At 59.1% G+C, this 21,674-nt stretch carries 21 protein-coding genes; 10 read left to right on the plus strand and 11 right to left on the minus strand.

Annotated elements, in window-relative coordinates:
* The first annotated feature begins 78 nt into the window (after positions 1 to 78).
* Positions 79 to 987, plus strand: a complete 909-nt coding sequence (locus tag KVQ82_RS07130; protein ID WP_086791774.1) for an OmpA family protein — start codon at positions 79 to 81, stop codon at positions 985 to 987.
* Positions 988 to 1,116: 129 nt separating this feature from the next.
* On the plus strand, positions 1,117 to 2,334 hold the full coding sequence (locus KVQ82_RS07135; RefSeq protein ID WP_222018506.1) for an argininosuccinate synthase: 1,218 nt from the start codon (positions 1,117 to 1,119) through the stop codon (positions 2,332 to 2,334).
* A 149-nt stretch (positions 2,335 to 2,483) separates the two neighbouring features.
* On the opposite strand, the gene KVQ82_RS07140 is transcribed toward KVQ82_RS07135, so the two are convergent.
* Positions 2,484 to 3,188: a hypothetical protein gene (locus KVQ82_RS07140; protein WP_222018507.1), complete on the minus strand. Its 705-nt coding sequence runs from the start codon at positions 3,186 to 3,188 to the stop codon at positions 2,484 to 2,486.
* Between the two features lie 497 nt (positions 3,189 to 3,685).
* On the opposite strand from KVQ82_RS07140, the gene KVQ82_RS07145 reads away from it, so the two are divergent.
* Positions 3,686 to 4,312, plus strand: a complete 627-nt coding sequence (locus KVQ82_RS07145; protein ID WP_003227711.1) for a response regulator transcription factor — start codon at positions 3,686 to 3,688, stop codon at positions 4,310 to 4,312.
* A gap of 87 nt (positions 4,313 to 4,399) precedes the next feature.
* Here the strand turns inward: KVQ82_RS07145 and KVQ82_RS07150 are convergent, their stop codons facing one another.
* From KVQ82_RS07150 to metG, 8 genes are all read right to left on the minus strand, one after another.
* Positions 4,400 to 4,579, minus strand: coding sequence for a PA3496 family putative envelope integrity protein (locus KVQ82_RS07150; protein ID WP_041068377.1), 180 nt, complete (start codon positions 4,577 to 4,579; stop codon positions 4,400 to 4,402).
* 107 nt (positions 4,580 to 4,686) lie between these two features.
* Entirely contained in the window at positions 4,687 to 5,325 is a 639-nt protein-coding gene (gene nth, locus KVQ82_RS07155; RefSeq protein WP_003227707.1) for an endonuclease III, read from the minus strand.
* Positions 5,322 to 5,903 (minus strand): Rnf-Nqr domain containing protein, encoded by a 582-nt coding sequence (locus tag KVQ82_RS07160; RefSeq protein WP_222018508.1) that lies wholly within the window; start codon positions 5,901 to 5,903, stop codon positions 5,322 to 5,324. The genes nth and KVQ82_RS07160 overlap by 4 nt, the downstream gene beginning before the upstream one ends.
* Complete coding sequence (locus KVQ82_RS07165) at positions 5,900 to 6,505, minus strand: RnfABCDGE type electron transport complex subunit G (RefSeq protein WP_222018509.1); 606 nt, start codon at positions 6,503 to 6,505, stop codon at positions 5,900 to 5,902. Before KVQ82_RS07165 ends, KVQ82_RS07160 begins: the two co-directional genes overlap by 4 nt.
* Positions 6,502 to 7,485, minus strand: coding sequence for an RnfABCDGE type electron transport complex subunit D (locus KVQ82_RS07170; protein ID WP_222018510.1), 984 nt, complete (start codon positions 7,483 to 7,485; stop codon positions 6,502 to 6,504). The genes KVQ82_RS07165 and KVQ82_RS07170 overlap by 4 nt, the downstream gene beginning before the upstream one ends.
* Complete coding sequence (gene rsxB, locus KVQ82_RS07175; RefSeq protein WP_222018511.1) at positions 7,472 to 8,683, minus strand: electron transport complex subunit RsxB; 1,212 nt, start codon at positions 8,681 to 8,683, stop codon at positions 7,472 to 7,474. The genes KVQ82_RS07170 and rsxB overlap by 14 nt, the downstream gene beginning before the upstream one ends.
* Positions 8,680 to 9,249, minus strand: a complete 570-nt coding sequence (locus tag KVQ82_RS07180) for an electron transport complex protein RnfA (RefSeq protein ID WP_222018512.1) — start codon at positions 9,247 to 9,249, stop codon at positions 8,680 to 8,682. The genes rsxB and KVQ82_RS07180 overlap by 4 nt, the downstream gene beginning before the upstream one ends.
* A 132-nt stretch (positions 9,250 to 9,381) precedes the next feature.
* The gene (metG, locus tag KVQ82_RS07185) at positions 9,382 to 11,433 is read right to left on the minus strand and encodes a methionine--tRNA ligase (RefSeq protein ID WP_222018513.1); all 2,052 of its coding nucleotides are present in this window, start codon (positions 11,431 to 11,433) and stop codon (positions 9,382 to 9,384) included.
* Positions 11,434 to 11,656: 223 nt separating this feature from the next.
* Here metG and apbC point away from each other — a divergent pair, with 223 nt between their 5' ends.
* Positions 11,657 to 12,751, plus strand: a complete 1,095-nt coding sequence (apbC, locus tag KVQ82_RS07190; protein ID WP_086791782.1) for an iron-sulfur cluster carrier protein ApbC — start codon at positions 11,657 to 11,659, stop codon at positions 12,749 to 12,751.
* Between the two features lie 95 nt (positions 12,752 to 12,846).
* Here apbC and KVQ82_RS07195 read toward each other — a convergent pair whose 3' ends face one another.
* Positions 12,847 to 13,605 carry an SDR family oxidoreductase gene (locus KVQ82_RS07195; protein WP_047296308.1) on the minus strand — a complete coding sequence of 253 codons (759 nt, stop codon included), beginning with the start codon at positions 13,603 to 13,605 and terminating at the stop codon, positions 12,847 to 12,849.
* 163 nt (positions 13,606 to 13,768) lie between these two features.
* Between KVQ82_RS07195 and KVQ82_RS07200 the strand changes: the two genes are divergently transcribed.
* The 4 genes from KVQ82_RS07200 (at position 13,769) to groL (ending at position 17,291) form a co-directional block, all read left to right on the plus strand.
* The gene (locus KVQ82_RS07200; RefSeq protein ID WP_222018514.1) at positions 13,769 to 14,500 is read left to right on the plus strand and encodes a HugZ family protein; all 732 of its coding nucleotides are present in this window, start codon (positions 13,769 to 13,771) and stop codon (positions 14,498 to 14,500) included.
* A 65-nt stretch (positions 14,501 to 14,565) separates the two neighbouring features.
* Positions 14,566 to 15,042 carry an FxsA family protein gene (locus KVQ82_RS07205; RefSeq protein WP_145594668.1) on the plus strand — a complete coding sequence of 159 codons (477 nt, stop codon included), beginning with the start codon at positions 14,566 to 14,568 and terminating at the stop codon, positions 15,040 to 15,042.
* A 258-nt stretch (positions 15,043 to 15,300) separates the two neighbouring features.
* Positions 15,301 to 15,594, plus strand: a complete 294-nt coding sequence (locus KVQ82_RS07210) for a co-chaperone GroES (RefSeq protein ID WP_003227685.1) — start codon at positions 15,301 to 15,303, stop codon at positions 15,592 to 15,594.
* Positions 15,595 to 15,644: 50 nt separating this feature from the next.
* The gene (groL, locus tag KVQ82_RS07215) at positions 15,645 to 17,291 is read left to right on the plus strand and encodes a chaperonin GroEL (protein ID WP_222018515.1); all 1,647 of its coding nucleotides are present in this window, start codon (positions 15,645 to 15,647) and stop codon (positions 17,289 to 17,291) included.
* 217 nt (positions 17,292 to 17,508) lie between these two features.
* On the opposite strand, the gene KVQ82_RS07220 is transcribed toward groL, so the two are convergent.
* Positions 17,509 to 19,458: an LTA synthase family protein gene (locus KVQ82_RS07220; protein ID WP_222018516.1), complete on the minus strand. Its 1,950-nt coding sequence runs from the start codon at positions 19,456 to 19,458 to the stop codon at positions 17,509 to 17,511.
* Between the two features lie 201 nt (positions 19,459 to 19,659).
* Here KVQ82_RS07220 and colR point away from each other — a divergent pair, with 201 nt between their 5' ends.
* Together colR and KVQ82_RS07230 are read left to right on the plus strand one after the other, a co-directional pair.
* The gene (gene colR, locus KVQ82_RS07225; protein WP_041068401.1) at positions 19,660 to 20,343 is read left to right on the plus strand and encodes a two-component system response regulator ColR; all 684 of its coding nucleotides are present in this window, start codon (positions 19,660 to 19,662) and stop codon (positions 20,341 to 20,343) included.
* Positions 20,333 to 21,607, plus strand: a complete 1,275-nt coding sequence (locus KVQ82_RS07230; RefSeq protein ID WP_041068403.1) for a HAMP domain-containing sensor histidine kinase — start codon at positions 20,333 to 20,335, stop codon at positions 21,605 to 21,607. Before colR ends, KVQ82_RS07230 begins: the two co-directional genes overlap by 11 nt.
* Positions 21,608 to 21,674: the final 67 nt, after the last annotated feature.

Raw genomic sequence — 21,674 nt, forward strand, 5'->3', positions numbered from 1 at the left:
ACCTTCCGATATCCCGTAGGTATGCCGTAAACATAGTGTGAATCGGTCTTTGTGTTACAGAAGCCAATGGAGCCTCCCGTGCGCCAGCGATATTTAGCCTTGCTCAGTGTGTTTGCCAGCCTTCCCGCGATGGCGCTCACCTACCAGACGCGTCTGGAGAACATTGAGTGGACGGTCGAGGGCGACAAGTTCGAGTGCCGCCTGACCCAGCCGATCACCGATTTCGGCTCGGGCCAGTTCGTGCGCAAGGCCGGCGAGCAGGCGATATTCCGTCTCAATGCCTACAACGCCATGCTCGGCGGCGGTTCGGCGACGTTGCTCGCGGCAGCTGCGCCCTGGCAGCCGGGGCGCAACGACATCAATCTGGGCAGCGTCAGGATCGGCACCGGCAACGTGCTGTTCAACAGTTCGCAATCCCAGGCCGGCGGACTGATCAGCGGTTTGCTCGACGGTCGCAGTCCGGTGGTGCGTCGTGCGTCCGGCGATGGCCGGGTTTCTGAAGTGCGTCTGTTGCCGGTCAAGTTCAGCAAGGCGTTCAACGAATACCAGACATGCGTGGCGAAGCTGCTGCCGCAGAATTTCGATCAGGTCAAACACTCGCAGATAGGCTTTCCTGGCGAAGGCACCGATCTGGATGCCGACGCCAAGGCCAGGCTGCAGGTGATGCTCGAGTTCATGAAGGCCGACCCGACGGTCAATCACATCGAACTGGATGGCTATTCCGACAACAGCGGTAATCGTCTGACCAATCGTGAACTGTCGCGCCGGCGCGCGCTGGCGGTGGTCGATTTCTTCAAGGCCAACGGCATCGCCGAATCGCAGATCACCGTGCGGTTCCACGGCGAGCAATACCCGCTGGTGCCGAACAACAATGCAGCTAACCGGGCGAAGAATCGCCGGGTCAGCGTGAAGCTGGCGCGAGTGGCGCCGACCACCGCACCAGCCCCGCAAGCCAGTACGCCTGCCAATGCTGCAGCGACTTCCTGACCCGCCGGTCATCGTCGCGCTCTCGACAGATTCTGTCGCTTTGTCGTCTTAAGCTGTCGCGCCTCTGTAAATTATCGGATTTGAGCGGTAGACTCTTCGGCTTTCCGTAGAACCCCGTGGAGTGATGGCATGGCGGACGTAAACAAAGTCGTTCTGGCGTATTCCGGCGGCCTGGACACTTCGGTGATCCTCAAGTGGCTGCAGGATACTTATAACTGTGAAGTGGTGACTTTCACCGCTGACCTGGGTCAGGGCGAAGAGGTCGAGCCGGCTCGTGCCAAGGCTCAGGCCATGGGCGTCAAAGAAATCTACATTGACGACCTGCGCGAAGAATTCGTGCGTGACTTCGTGTTCCCGATGTTCCGCGCCAACACCGTTTACGAAGGCGAGTACCTGCTGGGTACTTCCATCGCACGTCCGCTGATTGCCAAGCGCCTGATCGAAATCGCCAACGAAACCGGCGCCGACGCCATTTCCCATGGCGCCACCGGCAAGGGTAACGATCAAGTGCGTTTTGAACTGGGTGCCTACGCGCTCAAGCCAGGCGTGAAAGTGATCGCGCCATGGCGTGAGTGGGACCTGTTGTCGCGCGAGAAGCTGATGGACTACGCCGAAAAGCACGCGATCCCGATCGAGCGTCACGGCAAGAAGAAGTCCCCGTACTCGATGGACGCCAACCTGCTGCACATCTCTTATGAAGGCGGCGTGCTGGAAGACACCTGGACCGAGCACGAAGAAGACATGTGGCGCTGGACCGTCTCCCCGGAGAAGGCTCCCGACACCCCGCAATACCTGGAACTGACCTACCGCAACGGCGACATCGTTGCCCTGGACGGCGTCGAAATGACTCCGGCCACCGTACTGGCGACGCTGAACAAGATCGGTGGTGCTCACGGCATCGGCCGTCTCGACATCGTGGAAAACCGCTATGTCGGCATGAAGTCCCGTGGCTGCTACGAAACCCCGGGCGGCACCATCATGCTGCGTGCACACCGCGCCATCGAATCGATCACTCTGGACCGCGAAGTCGCTCACCTCAAAGACGAGTTGATGCCGAAATACGCCAGCCTGATCTACACCGGTTACTGGTGGAGCCCGGAGCGTCTGATGCTGCAACAGATGATCGACGCTTCGCAGGTCAACGTGAACGGTGTGGTTCGTCTGAAGCTGTACAAAGGCAACGTGATCGTTACCGGCCGCAAGTCCGGCGATTCGTTGTTCGACGCTAATATTGCGACCTTCGAAGAAGACGGCGGCGCATACAACCAGGCCGATGCGGCGGGCTTCATCAAGCTTAACGCGCTGCGCATGCGCATTGCAGCCAACAAGGGCCGCAAGCTGTTTTAAGTCACGCAGGCCTGTATGAAAAATGGCGGCTTGTCTCTGGACAATGCCGCCATTTTTTTATGCACGTCTGGCGCTCTCCTGGATTGTCTGTCGCTACGGCCCATTCCGGGGTTTTCTTGAATACCCATTTCAGGCATCTGCCTTGCGTTTCATAGTTCGCTCAGAACCGTAGTGCTTTGCGTACTCACGTTATAGGCGACCAAGAGTTTCGCGCCGCCGCTTTTCTTCGACTGTCTGATAAGGCTGAGCGTCATTTGCTTGAGCAAAACCTCGGATGCGGGATCAGTCAAAAAAAGCACTGCCTTGGCCGATTGTTTGCCCAGGCGCGGAAAGTGTTCGACCAGCGTATTGAACGCCTGTGAATTGTTCATCGGACGAACATCTATCGCACGCAACGTGCCCATGGGTTTGGGTAACTGAATGTTGTGTTCAATCCACGATTCCTCGGGGCAGGCTATTTCAGCAGACCGATGGGATTGCGTCTGGTCAGTACCGTGTGTTGGTAGCGTTGGTTCTGGTTTATTCGAATTTGATTTCTTGCCGGTTGCAATTGAAGTGTCTGTCGGAGACAAATCCGGGTTGCTCTCGGTGGTCTTGAGTTCCTCAAAGGTTTTTAGAAAGCTGTCGTCTTTCTCGAAATCCGAGGGGGCGTACAGAGAACGGTAGTTGAAGTTTAGTGTTAGAAAAAACAGCAGCAACAAGTAAAACGGGAAGCTGATCAGAAACCAGACATAGACCTCCCTTTCGTTGTTATCTAAAAAAGGCAAGGAAATGGCGGCTGATGATTCGGAAATAAATGCAAATATCGCAATTATAGTCATGGGGTTGGTTATCTTTTTTCTGACTTTTATCATGGGGCGTGCTCATTAAATGTGTGTTTCCAATAGGTGGATTGGTTGGGTGTGGGTTGAAGTTTATACGTGAGGCTATTTTTATATTAAAGAAAATCAGTTGGGTAGAAGTATCTTGTTTCAGACATTGATTGTTAAAGTGCTTTGAATGGTTTGTATGTTGTTTTTTTACAATTGGTCATCTGCCAAGTGCCGATCGCGAATGAGTCACAGGTATTCATTGAACAGCAATATTCTGTCTGCATTCGATGAGCAACTTGCTCTGAAAGCGAGTGCGCAAGGGCTTCAGGGCGTAGTATTTTTCACGTCGGTGCAGGGGGTGGAAAAACAGTCGTGTCATGGAAATAGTGCGTAAGTGGGTTTTTTTGTAGGAATAGTCTTTATTTGTTGTAGGGAATGTCTTTCGCTGGGAGTGCGATGGAACTCTCTTGTGCCATGTCGGAAGTGACTGGGCTATTGTGCGTGCTCTAAAAATTCGAACAGCGAAACTGGACTTGCCCATGAATAAAGTGCTGATCGTGGATGATCATCCCGTCATTCGTCTTGCTGTGCGTATGCTGATGGAGCGTCATGGCTACGAAGTCATTGCAGAAACGGATAACGGTGTAGATGCTTTGCAACTTGCGCGTGAACAGATGCCGGATATTGTTATCCTGGATATTGGAATACCGAAGCTCGATGGTCTTGAAGTTATTGCGCGTCTGAACTCGACACCGATGCCCTTGAAAGTTTTGGTGTTGACTTCCCAGGCCCCAGGGCATTTTTCAATGCGCTGCATGCAATCGGGGGCGGCAGGGTATGTCTGTAAACAGCAGGATCTGACGGAGCTGCTCAGTGCGATCAAAGCCGTACTGTCCGGATACAGTTATTTTCCCAATCAGGCCCTGCATACCGTACGCACCAGCCTCGGTAATGCCAGCGAAGCCGATATGGTAGACCGCCTGTCCGGGCGGGAAATGATGGTGTTGCAGCAATTGGCGCGAGGTAAAACGAACAAGGAAATTGCCGATGGCATGTTCCTCAGCAACAAGACGGTCAGCACTTACAAGACCCGCCTGCTATTGAAACTCAATGCCCGGTCGTTGGTGGATCTGATTGAACTGGCGCAACGCAACGGGCTTGTCTGATGCTCCTGAAGCCCGAGGCAACGTGGGCTGCGCCATGTCAGATGCTGCAGAAAGTAAAAAGCCTCCGGTCAGGGAGGCTTTCAAGTGTCAAAGATCAAAATCGTAATCGGCCAATTGCTTTTGCAGTCGGCGCTCCTCAAGCAGGTTGTCGATGGTGCGGCGTTTGCTCAGATTGGTCTTGGCGACTTCGACCACCGGTTCGGCGTCGTCGGTTTCTACAGCGGTGAAATCGTCATCTACATCCAGTTGTTCTTTGCTGTCAGTCATAAGGTGAACTCCAGGCTAAGACTGCCTTTGGCGCTCCTTATATCGATATTCCTGCTGCGGGTAAAAAAGATTTTTTCAATCGATAAATCAATTATTCCAATAGCCAATCAATCGTCAGAGGTTTTGTGTTTGTACTCGCACAAATCCTCGATTCGGCAGCTGCCACAGCGTGGCTTGCGCGCCAGACACACATAGCGACCGTGCAGAATCAGCCAGTGGTGAGAATCCAGCAGGTAGTCTTTTGGCACAAATTTCATCAGCTTCTTTTCAACTTCAACGACATTTTTACCCGGGGCAATACCGGTGCGGTTGCTCACGCGAAAAATGTGCGTGTCGACCGCCATGGTCAACTGACGGAAAGCGGTATTCAGGACCACGTTGGCCGTCTTGCGGCCGACGCCGGGCAGCGCTTCCAGTTCTTCGCGCGTCTGCGGGACTTCGCCATTGTGCAGTTCGACCAGCATGCGGCAGGTCTCGATCACGTTTTTCGCTTTGCTGTTATAGAGACCGATGGTTTTGATGTATTCGGACAGCCCTTCGACGCCCAGTGCGTGGATTGCAGCGGGGGTGTTAGCCACCGGGAACAGTTTTGCCGTGGCCTTGTTGACGCCGACGTCGGTTGATTGCGCCGAAAGAATGACCGCGATCAACAACTCGAACGGCGAGGAATAGGCCAGTTCGGTCTTCGGCTCGGGATTGTCTTCGTGAAGTCTGCGGAAGATTTCCAGACGTTTTGCGGCATTCATGGATGATGTGTTTCCTTGGAGAGAGCGTTCGAGCGGGTCCAGGCCTGGCGGGCGGCGAGCAGAAGCCCAAGCACGATGAATGCGCCGGGAACCAGGGAGAACAGGTGCAGCCCTTCGTTGAACAGCACCAGGCCTTGCCAGTGCTCAGGCAGGCCACGGCCGATATGGCCCTGACCGAACAGTTCACGCAGTGCCGCCAGCGCTAGTAGCAGCCCGCTCGACAGGCCAAAAAACTTCAGGCGCAGGCCAAATGGCTGGGCAAAGAATCCATTGTATTCCAGCACTACGCATTGCAAGGCGATCAGCCCGGTATAGATTCCGAGTGACTGTTGCCACTGCAACGCCCAGCGTTGCGCGAGGATATTGGCGCAACTGGTCAGGGTGGCGGCCAGCAGCAGACTGGCCAGCATCCGGTCGCTGTCAGACAGTCGCGAGCGCAATGCGCCGAAACAGACACCGTAAACCGCCACGACGACGCCCGACATCAGCAGCATGCCCAGTGCGCTAGCCAGTGTTGTACTGGTGCCAAGTAGCACAACCAGCATCGAAGCATTCGTCAGGTTCGTCGGCCGGTTCATGATCCGCTCCCCAGCAAGGTTGTCCGGTGCTCATCAAAGTAGCGCAGGGCGTCGTGGATGGCATTGACGGTGGCCCGGGAGGTGATGGTCGCGCCCGCCAGTTGATCGAACTGTCCCTGATCCTTTTTCAGCGCCCAGCCTGCGTCGTCAGGCGCGTGACGCGATTGCCCGGCAAATGTCGCCAGCCAGTGGTTCGGCCAGTCGCCAATCAGTCCGCCGAGTGCGGGCGTTTCGTTGTGCCGCAGGGTTTTGACCCCCAGCAGTCTGCCGTTGGCATCGATGGCGATCAGCAGTTCGATAACGCCGGCATAGCCCTCAGTCTGCGTGCGCAACAGCACCGCCACCGGCTGCCCGGCTTTGCTGGCGCGGTAACCTGCCAGCAGTTTGCTGTGGCTCAACGTCGCATCAGTCAACGCCAGTGGCTGCTCCAGCGGCTGATTGTCGTATGCATCGGCCGCGAGTACATCGAGCAGCTTGCGGCTGTCGAGCAGGGCCTGCTCGCTGGCAATCTGCGGCGCACTGGCGCGCTGCATCACGTAAGTCAGGCCGAGCCCCGCGCCGGCCAGCAGCACGAGCATCACGACAGAAACCGTGCGGCTCATGATTGCACCTGCGTCTGGCGGGCGGCGGCAAAACGTTCCAGCGCTGGCACGCAGAGATTCATCAGCAACACGGCAAATGCAACGCCGTCCGGGTAGCCGCCCCAGGTGCGGATCAGGTAGGTGAGCAAGCCGACGCCAACGCCGAACAGCAGCCGGGCCAACGGGCTTTTGGCGCCGGATACCGGTTCGGTAATGATGAAAAAGGCACCGAGCATGGTTGCCCCGCTCAGCAGGTGAAACAGCGGTGAGCCGTGGGAATCGGAACCCGAACCGTTCCAGCAGAGCAGGCTGACGAGAAACAGGCTGGCCAGCATGCCGACCGGTGCTTGCCAGGCGATTACCCGGCGTTGCAACAGCCACAGCCCGCCGGCGAGAAACGCCAGATTGATCCACTCCACGCCGCGTCCGCCAAAGCGGCCGAACGCCGGGTTGGCGGCGAACAACTCATCCATGGTCAGGCTCTTGTTGATGTGCAGACTGTCCAGCGCAGTGGCCTGCACCCAGGCGTCCGGGGCCTGGCCCAGATTCAGGACTTGGGCAAAAGCGGCCTGCAGATTCATGCCGTGCGCCGGCCAGTGGGTCATCGGTTGTGGGAACAGCACCATCGCCAAGGCGAAACCGAGCATGGCCGGGTTGAACGGATTTTTGCCGACTCCACCGTACAAATGCTTGCCGAACAGCAGACCCGAAGCCACCGCGGTCACGGTCAGCCACCACGGGCAGTAAGGCGGCAGGGCAGCGGCCAGCAGTGTCGCGCTGACCAGCGCGCTGCCATCGCTGAGCGTCGGTTGCAAAGGTTGGCGCCGCAGGCGGGTGACGCCAGCTTCGATCAGCAGCGCCGTGCTCGCCGCCAGAATCAAATTGATCAGCACGCCCCAGCCGTAACACCAGAACAGTGCCAACAATCCCGGCAGCGTTGCCAGCAGCACCTGCTTCATCGCCTGTTGCAGACGATCATCCGGTGCCTCACGGGGCAACATGGTCTTTCACTTGACGCTCGGCGGCCAGCAGGCGAGCGCGGGCCTTGTCGAGGATGTCATTCGGTGTGTCGGCGCGGCGTTCGAGTTTGCTCAGGTCGGCGCGGGCGTAGGCCAATTCGGTTTTCAACTGGCGGAGCTGGTTGTCGATCGGGCGCTTTTCCACCCGGACCAGATCAGGCACAGGCTGCTCACTGGCCGCCTCGGCCACATGCAGGGCTTGCTCGGCATCACGCAGTGCCTGTTCCAGCGTGGCAATCTGCTGCGCGGGTGCTTCGGCGGTCTGAGCCTTTTTCAGTTCGGCGCGACGCATGGCCAACTGGATTTTTGCCCGTTTCAGATCCGCGTCTTTCGCTGGAGCCGGAGCCGCAGCGGCTGGAACGGCGGTGCTGCTTTCGAGTTTCGCCAGCGCCTGTTCTGCCGCTTCGAACTGCTGTTGCAGCACGATCAGTTGCGATTGCTGTTCGAAGGTCGGTGGATGGCCGAAGGCTTTCAACGATTTGTGCAATTGTGCGCGGCTCATGGCGACATCGATCTTGGCTTTCTTCAGCGCCGCATCGGCGGTTGCGGCTTTCTGCGCGCGCACCCGTTCCAGAGCTGCCTGCACCGGATCGAGAGCGGCCGCCGCCGGTTGCGCAGCCCGTTGCGCGCGGGCTTCGCGCTCAGCCTGTTTGTGCTGTTCTTCGCGTTGCAGGCGGGCGTTGCGGCGTTCGAAACGCTGGCGCGCATGATCGCGTTTGGCCGTGCGTGCGCGCAGCTCTTCAAGGCTGGTCGCCAGACCACCGACCACCGGCAAGGTGCCGAGCGGCAACGGGTGCATCTCGATGCAATCCACCGGACACGGTGCCACGCACAGGTCGCAACCGGTGCATTCGTCGATCAGCACGGTGTGCATCAGTTTCGCCGCGCCGACGATGGCGTCGATCGGGCAGGCCTGGATGCACTTGGTGCAGCCGATGCACTCGGCTTCGCGGATGTACGCCACTTGCGGCGGTGCCGCGCCACGGCTGACGTCCAGTTCCAGCACCGGTACCTTCAACAGTTCAGCCAGGGCGGCGATGGTTTCGTCGCCGCCGGGCGGGCACTTGTTGATCGGTTCGCCGTCGACGATGCCTTGCGCATAGGGCTTGCACCCGGGGTGGCCGCATTTGCCGCACTGGGTCTGCGGCAGGAGGGCATCGATGAGTTGAATCAGACTCATGTTTTGATCAGTCCACTGAATCCGAGAAAAATCACTGCGATCAGTCCGGCGCCGATCAGGTCGATCGGCAAGCCGCGAAAGGGCAGGGGAATGTCGTTGTCCGCCGTGCGTTCACGCAAGTCGCTGAACAGGCTCAGCACCAGCCAGAAACCCAGCCCGGCGCCGAGGCTCAGTGCCGCCGCCTGCAACAGGCCATGATCATTTTGCGCATTGATCAAGGCCAGCCCGAGCACGCCGGCATTGCCCAGCAACAATGGCCATAGCCCATCGAAGGGCCAGTCAGGCTGCGCACGGGTCAGCAGTTTCAATACCGGCGCGATCAGCAGCATGTTGAGCGGCAAGAACATGAACAGGTGCAGGGCCTGCAGTTGCAGCGGTACCAGCAGCCAGTGCCAGATTGCGTAACCGAAGATGCCGACGCTCAGCATCAGGCACGCCGTCGCCAGCCCCAGCGCATGCACCTGGCGCCGACTGCCGGCCAGCAACGGATCGACGCCCAGCGGCCAGTGCAACACGAAGTTGTTGAGCAGGGCGGTACTGATCAGCGTAAGCGCAAGTTCGGTCATGGTTCTGCCGGCAGCAACGGGCGGGTGTCACTTAAGGTTAGGCATTATCCGGCACCCGCGAAGGGTGGGCCAGATATGAAAAATCCCACAGGCCTGCAGAACATGCCTGTGGGATCGTTTTACCGCTGGGTCTTACTTGATGCGTTGACCCGGCTTGGCGCCGCTGTCCGGGCTCAGCAGGTAGATTTCTTCACCGCCAGGGCCGGCGGCCATCACCATGCCTTCGGAGATGCCGAACTTCATTTTCCGTGGCTTGAGGTTGGCGATCATCATGGTCAGGCGACCGTCGAGTTTCGACGGGTCCGGGTAGGCGCTCTTGATTCCGGAGAACACGTTGCGCTGCTCGTCACCGATGTCCAGCGTCAGGCGCAGCAGCTTGTCGGCACCTTCCACATGTTCAGCCTTGACGATCAGCGCGACGCGCAGGTCGACGGCGGCAAAGGTGTCGAAGTCGATTTCCGGCGACAGCGGATCCTTGGCCAGTTCGCCATTGCCCGCAGATGTGGCGGCGCCGGTGTCGGTCTGGCTGGCGGTCAGGTCTTCTTTCGAGGCGTCGGTCATGGCTTGCACTTTTACCGGGTCGATGCGGGTCATCAACGGCTTGAATTCATTGAGCTGATGGTTGGCCAGCAGCGTGGTGTGGTCGTTCCAGGTCAGCGGGGCGACGTTGAGGAACGCCTCGGCGTCGGCGGCCAGCAGCGGCAGCACCGGTTTGAGGAAGATCACCAGTTGGCGGAACAGGTTGATGCCGGTGGCGCAGATCGCCTGGACTTCATCCTGCTTGCCTTCCTGCTTGTTCAGCGACCATGGCGCCTTGTCGGCGATCCAGGCGTTGGCGCGGTCGGCCAAAGCCATGGTTTCGCGCATGGCACGGGCGAAGTCGCGGGCTTCATAGGCGTCGGCAATGCTTGGCGCCGCGGCAAGGAAGGCTTCGGTCAGTTCTGGCGCAGCATTGTTGTCCACCAGCAGGCCGGCGTTGCCCTTCTGGATGAAACCGGCGCAACGGCTGGCGATGTTGACCACTTTGCCGACCAGGTCGGAGTTGACCTTCTGCACGAAGTCTTCGAGGTTCAGGTCGAGGTCATCGACACCACGGCCCAATTTGGCCGCGTAGTAGTAACGCAGGTATTCCGGCGACAGGTGATCCAGGTAGGTACGCGCCTTGATGAACGTGCCACGGGACTTGGACATCTTCTGGCCGTTGACGGTCAGGTAGCCGTGCACGTTGATCCCGGTCGGCTTGCGGAAACCGGCGCCTTCGAGCATGGCAGGCCAGAACAGGGCGTGGAAGTTGACGATGTCCTTGCCGATGAAGTGGTACAGCTCGGCGGTGGAGTCCTTGCCCCAGAACGCGTCGAAGTCCAGCTCCGGCGTGCGGTCGCAGAGGTTCTTGAAGCTCGCCATGTAGCCGATCGGCGCATCCAGCCACACATAGAAATATTTGCCCGGCTCGTCCGGAATCTCGAAACCAAAGTACGGCGCATCGCGGGAGATGTCCCACTGTTGCAGGCCGGCGTCCAGCCACTCGGCGATCTTGTTGGCCACGGCGTCCTGCAGGGTGCCGCTGCGGGTCCAGGTCTGCAGCATCTGCTGGAAGTCTGGCAGCTTGAAGAAGAAGTGCTGGGAATCCTTGAGCACCGGAGTCGCGCCGGAGATGGCCGACTTCGGATCCTTCAGGTCGGTCGGGGCGTAGGTCGCACCGCATTTTTCGCAGTTGTCGCCGTACTGGTCTTCAGTGCCACATTTCGGGCAGGTGCCCTTGATGAAGCGGTCGGCCAGGAACATTTTCTTTTCCGGGTCGAAATACTGGGTGATCGAGCGCTGGGCAATGTGCCCGGCATCGCGCAGCTTCAGATAGATCTGGCTCGACAGCTCACGGTTTTCTTCGGCGTGAGTGGAGTGGAAGTTGTCGAAGTCGACCAGGAACTCGGCAAAGTCGGCGCTGTGTTCAGCCTGCACATTGGCGATCAGTTGTTCCGGGGTGATGCCTTCCTTTTCCGCGCGCAGCATGATCGCCGAACCGTGGGCGTCGTCGGCGCAGACATAAATGCATTGATTGCCGCGATGCTTCTGGAAGCGCACCCACATATCGGTCTGGATGTATTCCAGCATATGGCCAAGGTGGATCGAACCGTTGGCGTAGGGCAGGGCGCTGGTGACGAGGATCTTGCGTGGTTCGGACATGTGGGGCTTCGCTACTTGATGAAACGGAGGTCGGCCACTATAAAGCGCTGGCGCATATTTTTCACCCTGTGCACCTGTTTCATTGGATGAGCAGACAGAAAAGATCGCAGCCTGCGGCAGCTCCTACAGTTGTACGCCGATCTCCTGTAGGAGCTGCCGAAGGCTGCGATCTTTTCAGGTACGATACTCATCATTTTTCCCAGTCTTGTTATCGGAGTTGCCCATGAGTGCCGTCACTCGCGCAGCGGTGGAAGCCGTCCTCAGCCAATACACCGACCCCTACCTGAACCAGGACCCGGTCAGCGCCGGTTGCGTGAAGCACATCGAGATCGATGGCGACCGCGTCAAGGTTCAGCTGGAAATCGGCTACGCCGCCGGCCTGTTCAAGAGCGGCTGGGCGCAGTTGCTGCAACTGGCCATCGAAAACCTCGATGGGGTGACGAGCGCCAGGGTCGAGGTCAACAGCGTGATCGCCGCGCACAAGGCTCAGGCCCAGATCCCGGGGCTGGCCAACGTCAAGAACGTGGTCGCCGTGGCTTCGGGCAAGGGCGGTGTGGGCAAGTCGACCACCGCGGCCAACCTCGCGCTGGCGCTGGCCCGCGAAGGCGCCAAAGTGGGGATTCTCGACGCTGACATTTATGGCCCGAGCCAGGGCATCATGTTCGGCATCCCAGAGCGCACGCGCCCCGAGGTCAAGGATCAGAAGTGGTTCGTGCCGCTCAAGGCCCACGGTGTCGAAGTCATGTCGATGGCGTTCCTGACCGACGACAACACACCGATGGTCTGGCGCGGGCCGATGGTCTCCGGCGCGTTGCTGCAACTGGTGACGCAAACCGCGTGGGGCGATCTGGATTATCTGGTCATCGACATGCCGCCAGGCACTGGCGATATCCAGCTGACCCTGGCGCAGAAAGTCCCGGTGGCCGGTGCGGTGATCGTCACCACCCCGCAGGATCTGGCGCTGCTGGACGCACGCAAAGGCGTGGAAATGTTCCGCAAGGTCAACATCCCGGTGCTGGGCGTGGTGGAAAACATGGCGGTGCACATCTGCTCGAACTGCGGACATGCCGAGCATCTGTTCGGTGAGGGCGGCGGCGAGAAACTGGCCACCCAATATGGCGTTGAACTACTGGCCTCGCTACCGCTGTCGATGCTGATCCGCGAGCAGGCCGATGGCGGCAAGCCAACGGTGATCGCCGAGCCGGACAGTCAGATCGCGATGGTCTATCAGGAACTGGCCCGCCACGTCGGCGCGCGCATTGTGTTGCAGGAAGCGGCGACGCCGGCGATGCCTAACATCAGCATCAGCGACGATTGATCGGCGTCGTTTGCTAAAAGATCGCAGCCTGCGGCAGCTCCTACAGAAAAGCTCTGTGTAGGAGCTGCCGCAGGCTGCGATCTTTTGATCTTGCTTTAGATGCGCAACCCGCCATCCATCTCCAGAATCCGCCCGGTGTAGTAGTCGTTCTCGAAGATGTACGCCGCCGAATGGGCGATTTCTTCCGGCTTGCCCATGCGCTTGAGCGGAATACCCGAGGTCATTTTCTCCAGCGCTTCGGGCTTCATGCCCAGGGTCATCTCGGTTTCGATGAAGCCCGGCGCAATGCCCGCCACACGAATGCCGTAACGCGCCAGTTCCTTGGCCCAGGTCACAGTGGCTGCGGCCACGCCAGCCTTGGCGGCGGAATAGTTGGTCTGGCCGACGTTACCGGCGCGGGAGATCGATGAGATGTTGATGATCGCGCCGCTGGTCTTCAGCTCGACCATTTTCGCCGCCACTTCACGGGTGCACAGGAACACGCCGGTCAGGTTGACGTCGATCACCGCCTGCCACTGGGCCAGGCTCATTTTGCTCATTTCGCCATCTTTGACCTTGAGCAGCAGGCCATCGCGCAGGATCCCGGCGTTGTTGATCAGGCCGTGGATCGCGCCGAAATCTTCGGCAACCTGCGCGACCATGTGCTCAACCTGTTCTTCATTGGCCACGTTGCACAGATAGCTGCGCGCCTCGACGCCCTTGGCCTTGCAGGCTGCCACTGCGTCATCGAGTTTTTCCTGATTCAGGTCGACCAGTGCGAGCCTGGCGCCTTTGCCGGCGAAATACTCGGCCATGGAGCGGCCCAAACCCTGGCAACCGCCGGTGATAATGATTACTTTGTCGTTGAGTTGCATGCGCATGCCCCGATAGCCGGTCTGAGTGGTTTTTGTTATTGGCGACGCTCGATCTGTGCCGGTATGGCCAGATTGCACATGAGCATTGCCCGATGGCGCTACAGGGACTTATCCCCCGGCGCCTGTCCGTTTTTTCGACGGATTCTATTTAAGGAGTCATAAATTGAGCGTTGAAGCGGCCAAGAATGCCCGAGAATTGCTTCTCAAGGAATACCGTGGCGTATTGTCGACCCACTCCAAATCGATGCCCGGTTTCCCGTTCGGCTCAGTGGTGCCGTATTGTCTGGACGAGCAAGGCCGGCCGCTGATCCTGATCAGCCGCATCGCCCAGCACACTCACAACCTGCAGAAAGACCCGAAGTGTTCGCTGCTGGTGGGGGAACGCGAGGCCGACGACGTGCAGGCCGTTGGTCGCCTGACCTATCTGGCCGAGGCGCAAAAGCTCGAAGAACCGGCGGCTATCGAAGCCGCCGCCGAGCGTTACTACCGGTATTTCCCCGATTCGCAGAATTACCACAAGGCCCACGATTTTGATTTCTGGGTGCTCAACCCGGTACGTCACCGCTACATCGGCGGTTTCGGCGCGATTCACTGGGTCGATCAAGTGACCCTGGCCAACCCGTTTGCCGGCAAGGCGGAAATCAGCATGGTCGAGCATATGAACAGCGATCACGCCCAAGCCATCGCGCATTACGTGGAACTCAGCGGATTGCCGCAAACCGTGCCGGCGCAACTGGCCGGGATCGACAGCGAAGGCATGCACCTGCGCATCGGTCAGGCACTGTATTGGCTGCCGTTTCCAGCGCCTTGTCATACGCCGATACAAGTGCGCGAGGCCTTGGTTTCTCTGGCTCACGCTGAGGTCTGGCCAAAAAATGCAGTGGCCGACGCTTGAATTCACGAAAGGGCGACGTCATCTAAGGCTTACTGCAAGGCATTTCTTGCGTTGAGGAATCTTTGATGCGCCCTTTTTTGTTGCTCTTTCTGCTGTTTCCGGTGCTGGAGCTGTTCGTATTCGTCAAAGTGGCAGGGGCGATCGGGTTTTTCCCGGCCCTGCTGCTGATCATTCTCGGCTCGATGTTCGGCGTGTTCGTGCTGCGCGTCGCCGGTCTGGCCACGGCACTGCGTGCCCGTGAAAGCCTGAATCGTGGTGAGTTGCCCGCGCAGACCATGCTTGAAGGCTTGATGCTCGCCTTGGCTGGCGGACTGTTGATCCTGCCGGGTTTCGTCAGTGACGTGGTCGGTCTGGTGATGTTGTTGCCGTTCACCCGTCGCCTGCTGGCGAACAAGATGCGCCAGCGCGCCGAGGAGCAGGCCATCCGTCAGCGTGCTTTCGCCGACGACCTGCAACCCCGTGGTGGTCCTGCACCGCGTCAGCCTCTGGGTCGCGAGGGTGATGTGATCGAAGGCGAGTTCGAACATCGCGACAGCCAGTAACCCCTGCATCGACACGGCACCTTCGGGTGCCGTTTCTTTATGCGCGGCATTCAAGGGGCACATGATGAAAAAATTTCTGTCCCCGCCCTTGTAATAAGCTTATGCGCCCTTATGTATCGGTCACCGAAAGGTTTCCGGCATTCAAGCCGGACAGACTTCCGCGGTTTGCTCGACGAACCGCAACCGGCGCAGGCCGGATTTGTTAAACCCGCCGGGACTACACCGGCCGATGAAAACCACAATTAGGAGAGATCGACAATGAAGCTTCGTCCTCTGCATGACCGCGTCGTCATCCGTCGCAGCGAAGAAGAAAAGAAAACCGCTGGCGGTATCGTCCTGCCAGGTTCGGCTGCTGAAAAAGCCAACCACGGTGTGATCGTCGCTGCAGGCCCAGGCAAGACTCTGGAAAACGGTGAAGTGCGTGCGCTGGCCGTTAAAGTCGGCGACAAGGTTGTGTTCGGTCCTTACTCCGGCAGCAACACTGTGAAAGTCGACGGCGAAGACCTGCTGGTAATGGCTGAGAACGAGATTCTCGCTGTACTGGAAGGCTGATTTCCCCGCTCATTTTCCCGTTACTACAAAGTATTTAAGGAATATCGATCATGGCTGCTAAAGAAGTTAAGTTCGGCGATGCCGCCCGCTCCAAGATGCTCAAAGGCGTCAACGTTCTGGCTGACGCGGTAAAAGCGACCCTGGGCCCGAAAGGCCGTAACGTGATCCTCGAGAAGAGCTTCGGCGCTCCGACCATCACCAAGGACGGCGTATCCGTCGCCAAGGAAATCGAACTCGAAGATCGCTTCGAAAACATGGGCGCGCAGCTGGTCAAAGACGTTGCCTCCCGTGCCAACGATGACGCTGGTGACGGTACTACCACCGCGACCGTTCTGGCTCAGTCGATCGTCAACGAAGGCCTGAAAGCCGTCGCTGCCGGCATGAACCCGATGGACCTGAAGCGCGGTATCGACAAAGCGACCATCGCCATCGTCAAAGAGCTGAAAGCCCTGTCCAAGCCATGCGCTGACACCAAGGCGATCGCTCAGGTCGGCACCATCTCCGCCAACTCCGACAACTCCATCGGCGACATCATTGCCGAAGCCATGGAAAAAGTCGGTAAAGAAGGTGTGATCACCGTTGAAGAAGGCTCGGGCCTGGAAAACGAACTGTCGGTTGTAGAAGGCATGCAGTTCGACCGTGGCTACCTGTCCCCGTACTTCGTCAACAAGCCGGACACCATGGTGGCCGAGCTCGACGGCCCGCTGATCCTGCTGGTCGAAAAGAAGATCTCGAACATCCGCGAAATGCTGCCAGTGCTGGAAGCCGTTGCCAAAGCCGGCCGTCCACTGCTGATCGTTGCCGAAGACGTTGAAGGCGAAGCCCTGGCGACTCTGGTTGTGAACAACATGCGTGGCATCGTCAAGGTTGCAGCCGTCAAGGCTCCAGGCTTCGGCGACCGTCGCAAGGCCATGCTGCAGGACATCGCCGTTCTGACTGGCGGTACCGTGATCTCCGAAGAGATCGGCCTGAGCCTGGAAAGCACCACCCTGGAGCACCTGGGTAACGCCAAGCGTGTGACCCTGTCCAAGGAAAACACCATCATCGTTGACGGTGCTGGCGTTGAAGCCGACATCCAGGCGCGTATCGCTCAGATCCGTGCTCAGGTTGCCGAAACTTCCTCGGACTACGACCGTGAAAAACTGCAAGAGCGTCTGGCCAAACTGTCCGGCGGCGTTGCAGTGATCAAGGTTGGCGCTGGTTCCGAAGTTGAAATGAAAGAGAAGAAGGCCCGCGTTGAAGACGCCCTGCACGCAACCCGTGCAGCCGTTGAAGAAGGCGTGGTACCTGGCGGTGGCGTTGCGCTGATCCGTGCTCTGGAAGCCCTGACCGAACTGACCGGCGACAACGCTGACCAGAACGTCGGTATTGCTGTACTGCGTCGTGCTGTTGAAGCACCGCTGCGTCAGATCGCTGCCAACTCCGGTGACGAGCCAAGCGTAGTCGTCAACGAAGTGAAGAACGGCAAAGGTAATTTCGGTTACAACGCCGCTTCCGGCGAATACGGCGACATGATCGAAATGGGCATCCTGGACCCAACCAAGGTCACCCGTTCCGCTCTGCAAGCTGCAGCCTCGATCGGCGGTCTGATCCTGACCACCGAAGCAGCTGTTGCTGATGCACCGAAGAAAGAAGGCTCGGCTGGCGGCGGTATGCCAGACATGGGCGGCATGGGTGGCATGGGCGGCATGATGTAAGCCAGCCTTACCCCTGTAACGAAAAACCCCGCCTGCGATGAGCAGGCGGGGTTTTTTATTGCCTTCGATTTGTCGTTGGCGCTATACCGAAGTGCGCCCATCGCTGGCAAGCCAGCTCCCACAGATTTAGCGCAATCCTTGTGGGAGCTGGCTTGCCAGCGATGGCGTCATGTCAGTCAACACAGAGGCTGACTGACACAACAACGTCCATCTTCAGTTAACGATCACTGACCTGCGGAGTGTCTTCTTTCACAGGCTTCCAGCTCAGCAACTGCTGTTTGAAGCCATAACTGGCGGTCTGGTAATAGGTGATCGCGCGGGTAATCAGCGGGTCGTCACTGCTGACCCGCGATTCACGGCTCTCGGTCAACGCATCGTCATGCCGGCGCAAGCCCTGGCGCGGACTGAGGATCGCCAGATCCTTGCCATCGAACAGGCCCAGATGTTGATAGTTGCCGACCACCACGCGCGGTGGCAGCGGGTTGTCCTGCAACAGGTTGCGGCCGAAGAACGTCGAGGTGTAATCCAGGTTCAACAGGCCCAGCAGCGTCGGGGCCAGATCGATCTGGCTGGCCAGTTGCGCGCTTTCGCGAGCCTCGATCATTTTCGGCGCATAGATGAACAGCGGGATCTGATAGTTGGTGATCGGCAAGTCTTCTTTACCGGCACTGCCTGCAGTGTGGTCAGCGACGAAAATGAAGATCGTATTGTCGAACCACGGTTTCTGCCGCGCCTGCTCGAGGAACTGGCCAATCGCATAGTCGGTGTACTTCACCGCGCCATCGCGGCCATTTCCGGACTTGATGTCGATGCGGTTGTCCGGGTAGGTGTAAGGGCGGTGATTGGAGGTGGTCATCAACTGCAGCAGAAACGGCTGCTGTTTGGCGTAGTCGGCGTCCGCCAGTTTCAGGGTCTGGCGATACAGATCTTCGTCGGCCATGCCCCAGGCGTTCTTGAAGTGGATCTCGGCTTCATCGACGCTGCTCTGGTCGACAACGCGATAGCCGTTGCCGCTGAAGAACGCGTTCATGTTGTCGAAGTAACCGCGTCCGCCGTAGACGAACACACTGTCGTAACCTACGGCGCTGAGCTGTTGGCCAAGGCTGGCGAAACCGCTCTCACGACCGATGCGCTTGACGATCGAGCGGCCCGGCGTTGGCGGGATGGCCAGGGTGATGGCTTCCAGACCGCGGTCGGTGCGGGTGCCGGTGGCGTAGAAGTTATTGAAGTACAGACTCTGCTTGCGCAAGGCGTCGAGGTTCGGCGTCAGGTTGCGACCGTCGCCGTTGCTGCCCAGGTACTTGGCGCTCAGGCTTTCGATGGTCACCAGCACGATGTTCGGCTTGCGCGGGGTGCCCGGGTTGTCGATCACCCGGCGAATGTCCTGTGGATCTTTGCCAATGAAGCGCGCGTCGCTTTCACTCAGCTCGGAACGGATCTGGCTGGCGACTTTTTCCGCCGGCAGGCTTTTGTAGAACTGGGTGTAGTCCAGTTCATTGTTACGGAATGCGGCGAAGAACTGATACGGGCCGTTGCTGGCCAGCTCGTTCTGGTAGGCGTTGCCGCCCTGGGCACGTGGGGCGTCCTGGCTAAGCAGTTGCAGGCTCAGGCCCGCGACGATCAACAGGCCCAAGGCACTGAGCAGACGTCCGCGCAGCGCTGGCAGCGGAGCATTCATGGCGGCATTGAACGGCTTGCGCAAAGCGAAACTGATGACCACGGCCAATACGGCGAGGAGGCTCAGCAGTTTGCCGATCGGGTAGGATTCGAGGACGTTGTTCAGCACTTCGTCGGAGTACACCAGGTAATCGACGGCGATGAAGTTGAAGCGCACGCCGAACTCGTCCCAGAACAGCCATTCGGCCACCGCCACGAACAACATGGCGAACAGGCTGATCGTCAGCAGGACGCGCAGGAATCCGCGATGTCCGCGACGACGCCACAGGCCCGGCGGGCAGAGCAGCAGGTACAGGCCCATAGGCAGTGCCGCGTAGGCAAGGAACCCCAGGTCATACAGCGCACCGATGCCGAACACGGAAAGGGCGAGGCCACCGGCCTCATCCAGGTGAGTCAGCAGCAGGACTGCTCGCGTCAGGAGAAAAATGACCAGCCAGGCGCCGGTGATCAGCAGCAGAAAGCGCACGGGCGCTGTCTTGAAAGAGTCCATTGTCTCGTTTTCCTTATATCAATGGCGCGCGAGTGTCGCGGCGTCACTGTAATCAGGTTGTGAATCGATAGTGAAAACTTTGTTAATTATTTAATTTGTCCGGGCAAATGGACTTGCGCGTATGCCGGCCCTAGCCCTGAACCGGCGTAGGCCTTAAGCTGCGCGGGCCAAGACGGCCGTTACTGTACGGAGGAAATGCCAATGCGAATTCTATTGGTCGAAGACAACCGCGATATCCTGGCCAATCTGGCCGATTACCTGGGGCTCAAAGGCTATACCGTCGATTGCGCCCAGGACGGTTTGTCGGGCTTGCATCTGGCGGCCACCGAGCATTACGACCTGATTGTGCTCGACATCATGTTGCCCGGGATCGATGGCTACACCCTGTGCAAGCGCCTGCGTGAAGACGCGCGGCGCGACACGCCGGTGATCATGCTCACCGCCCGCGATCAACTGGACGATCGTCTGCAGGGCTTCAAGTCCGGGGCCGACGATTACCTGGTCAAGCCGTTTGCCCTGTCCGAACTGGCGGCGCGCGTCGAGGCCGTCATGCGCCGGACTCAGGGTGGCGGACGCCGTGCGTTGCAGGTCGGTGACCTGAGCTACGACCTCGACACCCTGGAAGTGACCCGCGAGGGCAAGCTGCTCAAGCTCAACCCGGTCGGCCTCAAACTGCTGGCGGTGTTGATGCAGAAGAGCCCTCACGTCCTGCGGCGGGAAATTCTCGAAGAAGCGCTGTGGGGCGATGACTGCCCGGACAGCGACAGCCTGCGCAGCCATGTCCATCAATTGCGTCAGGTGATCGACAAGCCCTTCGCCAAACCGTTGCTGCAAACCGTGCACGGCGTGGGTTACCGCCTGGCCGAGGGGCGTGATGGAGTTTAAGCAAAGCCTTTCCCAGCGGATCATCATCGCCTTTGCGCTGATGAGTGCGCTGGTGGCCGGGGCCTTCGCCATGGGTATTGTGGCGACCGTGCACCTGGTGGAGGAAAAACTGATTTCGGCGGGGCTGGGCGGCGACCTGCAACGTCTGTTGCTGATGGACAACGTCTCGGACTGGAGCCATCGCCCGGAACCGGATCAGTTGTTCTATTTCAGCGGTGGGCCAGGCGATTTCGAGCTGCCCAAGGATCTGCGTCACCTTGATGCGGGCTTCCACGAAGTGTTCCGCGAGCAGTTGTCTTATCACGCGATGGTCGAGATCGTCGACGGCCGTCGTTATGTCCTGCTGCAGGATCAAAGCGATTTCGAAGAGCGTGAACGCGTGCTGTTTGCCGTGGTGCTGGTGGGTTTTGTGCTCAGTCTGGCGCTGGCGGTGTTTCTCGGCTGGGTGTTGGCGCGCAAGGTCATGGCGCCAGTGGTGCGCCTGGCGCGGCAAGTGCGCCACCGCGATCAATTGCTGGGGCTGGCGCCGCCCCTGGCGCCGGATTATGCGGCTGACGAAGTCGGCGAACTGGCGGTGGCGTTCGATGCCACGCTCGGGCGTCTGCGGCAGGCACTGACCCGCGAACGGCTGTTCACCAGTGATGTCAGCCACGAACTGCGTACGCCGTTGATGGTGCTGGCCAGTTCCTGCGAGCTGCTTCTGGAAAACCCGGGGCTGGATCAGCGCGGTCGGGCCCAGGTCGAGCGAATTGCCCGAGCCAGCGAGGAAATGCGCGAACTGGTGCAGACCTTCTTGATGCTCGCCCGCGCTCAGCGGGAAGACGCCGGTTCCGCGCCGCAGCAGACCCTTGCCCAGGTGGCTGACGGACTGCTGGGTATCTGGCGTGAACCGATCGAGTCGAAAGGTCTGCGACTGATGTACGAGTCGGGCAACCCACCGGACACCTGCTTCAATGCCACCCTGCTCAGCGCAGTCATGGGCAATCTGCTGCGCAATGCCTGTCACTACACCGAACATGGATTCATTCGCCTGACACTCAACGACAACGGTTTCGTCGTCGAAGACTCGGGCGTGGGCATTCCCGAGGAAAAACGCGAAGCCATGTTCCAGCCCTTCGTGCGTGGCAATGAAAAGCGCGGTGAAGGCTTGGGGCTGGGCTTGTCACTGGTGCAGCGAATCTGTGAAAACCAGGGCTGGGAGGTGACGTTGAGCACCATGGAGCCTAATGGTTGCCGCTTCGAGGTCACGCTGGGCAAGCGCTGAAGATCGTTGATGGCCCCGCGCTATTGCTTTTCGCGTGTAAAACCCTGTAATAATTTGTCGGTTTACC

The organism is Pseudomonas sp. AO-1 (assembly GCF_019775695.1).
Lineage (GTDB): Bacteria > Pseudomonadota > Gammaproteobacteria > Pseudomonadales > Pseudomonadaceae > Aquipseudomonas > Aquipseudomonas parakoreensis.

Excerpts from the sequence above, each read along its gene's own strand:
- KVQ82_RS07135 (WP_222018506.1), top strand. The coding sequence starts at position 1,117 with ATGGCGGACGTAAACAAAGTCGTTCTGGCGTATTCCGGCGGCCTGGAC.
- KVQ82_RS07140 (WP_222018507.1), bottom strand. The coding sequence starts at position 3,188 with ATGATAAAAGTCAGAAAAAAGATAACCAACCCCATGACTATAATTGCG.
- KVQ82_RS07145 (WP_003227711.1), top strand. The coding sequence starts at position 3,686 with ATGAATAAAGTGCTGATCGTGGATGATCATCCCGTCATTCGTCTTGCT.
- KVQ82_RS07150 (WP_041068377.1), bottom strand. The coding sequence starts at position 4,579 with ATGACTGACAGCAAAGAACAACTGGATGTAGATGACGATTTCACCGCT.
- nth (WP_003227707.1), bottom strand. The coding sequence starts at position 5,325 with ATGAATGCCGCAAAACGTCTGGAAATCTTCCGCAGACTTCACGAAGAC.
- KVQ82_RS07160 (WP_222018508.1), bottom strand. The coding sequence starts at position 5,903 with ATGAACCGGCCGACGAACCTGACGAATGCTTCGATGCTGGTTGTGCTA.
- KVQ82_RS07165 (WP_222018509.1), bottom strand. The coding sequence starts at position 6,505 with ATGAGCCGCACGGTTTCTGTCGTGATGCTCGTGCTGCTGGCCGGCGCG.
- KVQ82_RS07170 (WP_222018510.1), bottom strand. The coding sequence starts at position 7,485 with ATGTTGCCCCGTGAGGCACCGGATGATCGTCTGCAACAGGCGATGAAG.
- rsxB (WP_222018511.1), bottom strand. The coding sequence starts at position 8,683 with ATGAGTCTGATTCAACTCATCGATGCCCTCCTGCCGCAGACCCAGTGC.
- KVQ82_RS07180 (WP_222018512.1), bottom strand. The coding sequence starts at position 9,249 with ATGACCGAACTTGCGCTTACGCTGATCAGTACCGCCCTGCTCAACAAC.
- metG (WP_222018513.1), bottom strand. The coding sequence starts at position 11,433 with ATGTCCGAACCACGCAAGATCCTCGTCACCAGCGCCCTGCCCTACGCC.
- apbC (WP_086791782.1), top strand. The coding sequence starts at position 11,657 with ATGAGTGCCGTCACTCGCGCAGCGGTGGAAGCCGTCCTCAGCCAATAC.
- KVQ82_RS07195 (WP_047296308.1), bottom strand. The coding sequence starts at position 13,605 with ATGCAACTCAACGACAAAGTAATCATTATCACCGGCGGTTGCCAGGGT.
- KVQ82_RS07205 (WP_145594668.1), top strand. The coding sequence starts at position 14,566 with ATGCGCCCTTTTTTGTTGCTCTTTCTGCTGTTTCCGGTGCTGGAGCTG.
- KVQ82_RS07210 (WP_003227685.1), top strand. The coding sequence starts at position 15,301 with ATGAAGCTTCGTCCTCTGCATGACCGCGTCGTCATCCGTCGCAGCGAA.
- groL (WP_222018515.1), top strand. The coding sequence starts at position 15,645 with ATGGCTGCTAAAGAAGTTAAGTTCGGCGATGCCGCCCGCTCCAAGATG.
- KVQ82_RS07220 (WP_222018516.1), bottom strand. The coding sequence starts at position 19,458 with ATGGACTCTTTCAAGACAGCGCCCGTGCGCTTTCTGCTGCTGATCACC.
- colR (WP_041068401.1), top strand. The coding sequence starts at position 19,660 with ATGCGAATTCTATTGGTCGAAGACAACCGCGATATCCTGGCCAATCTG.
- KVQ82_RS07230 (WP_041068403.1), top strand. The coding sequence starts at position 20,333 with ATGGAGTTTAAGCAAAGCCTTTCCCAGCGGATCATCATCGCCTTTGCG.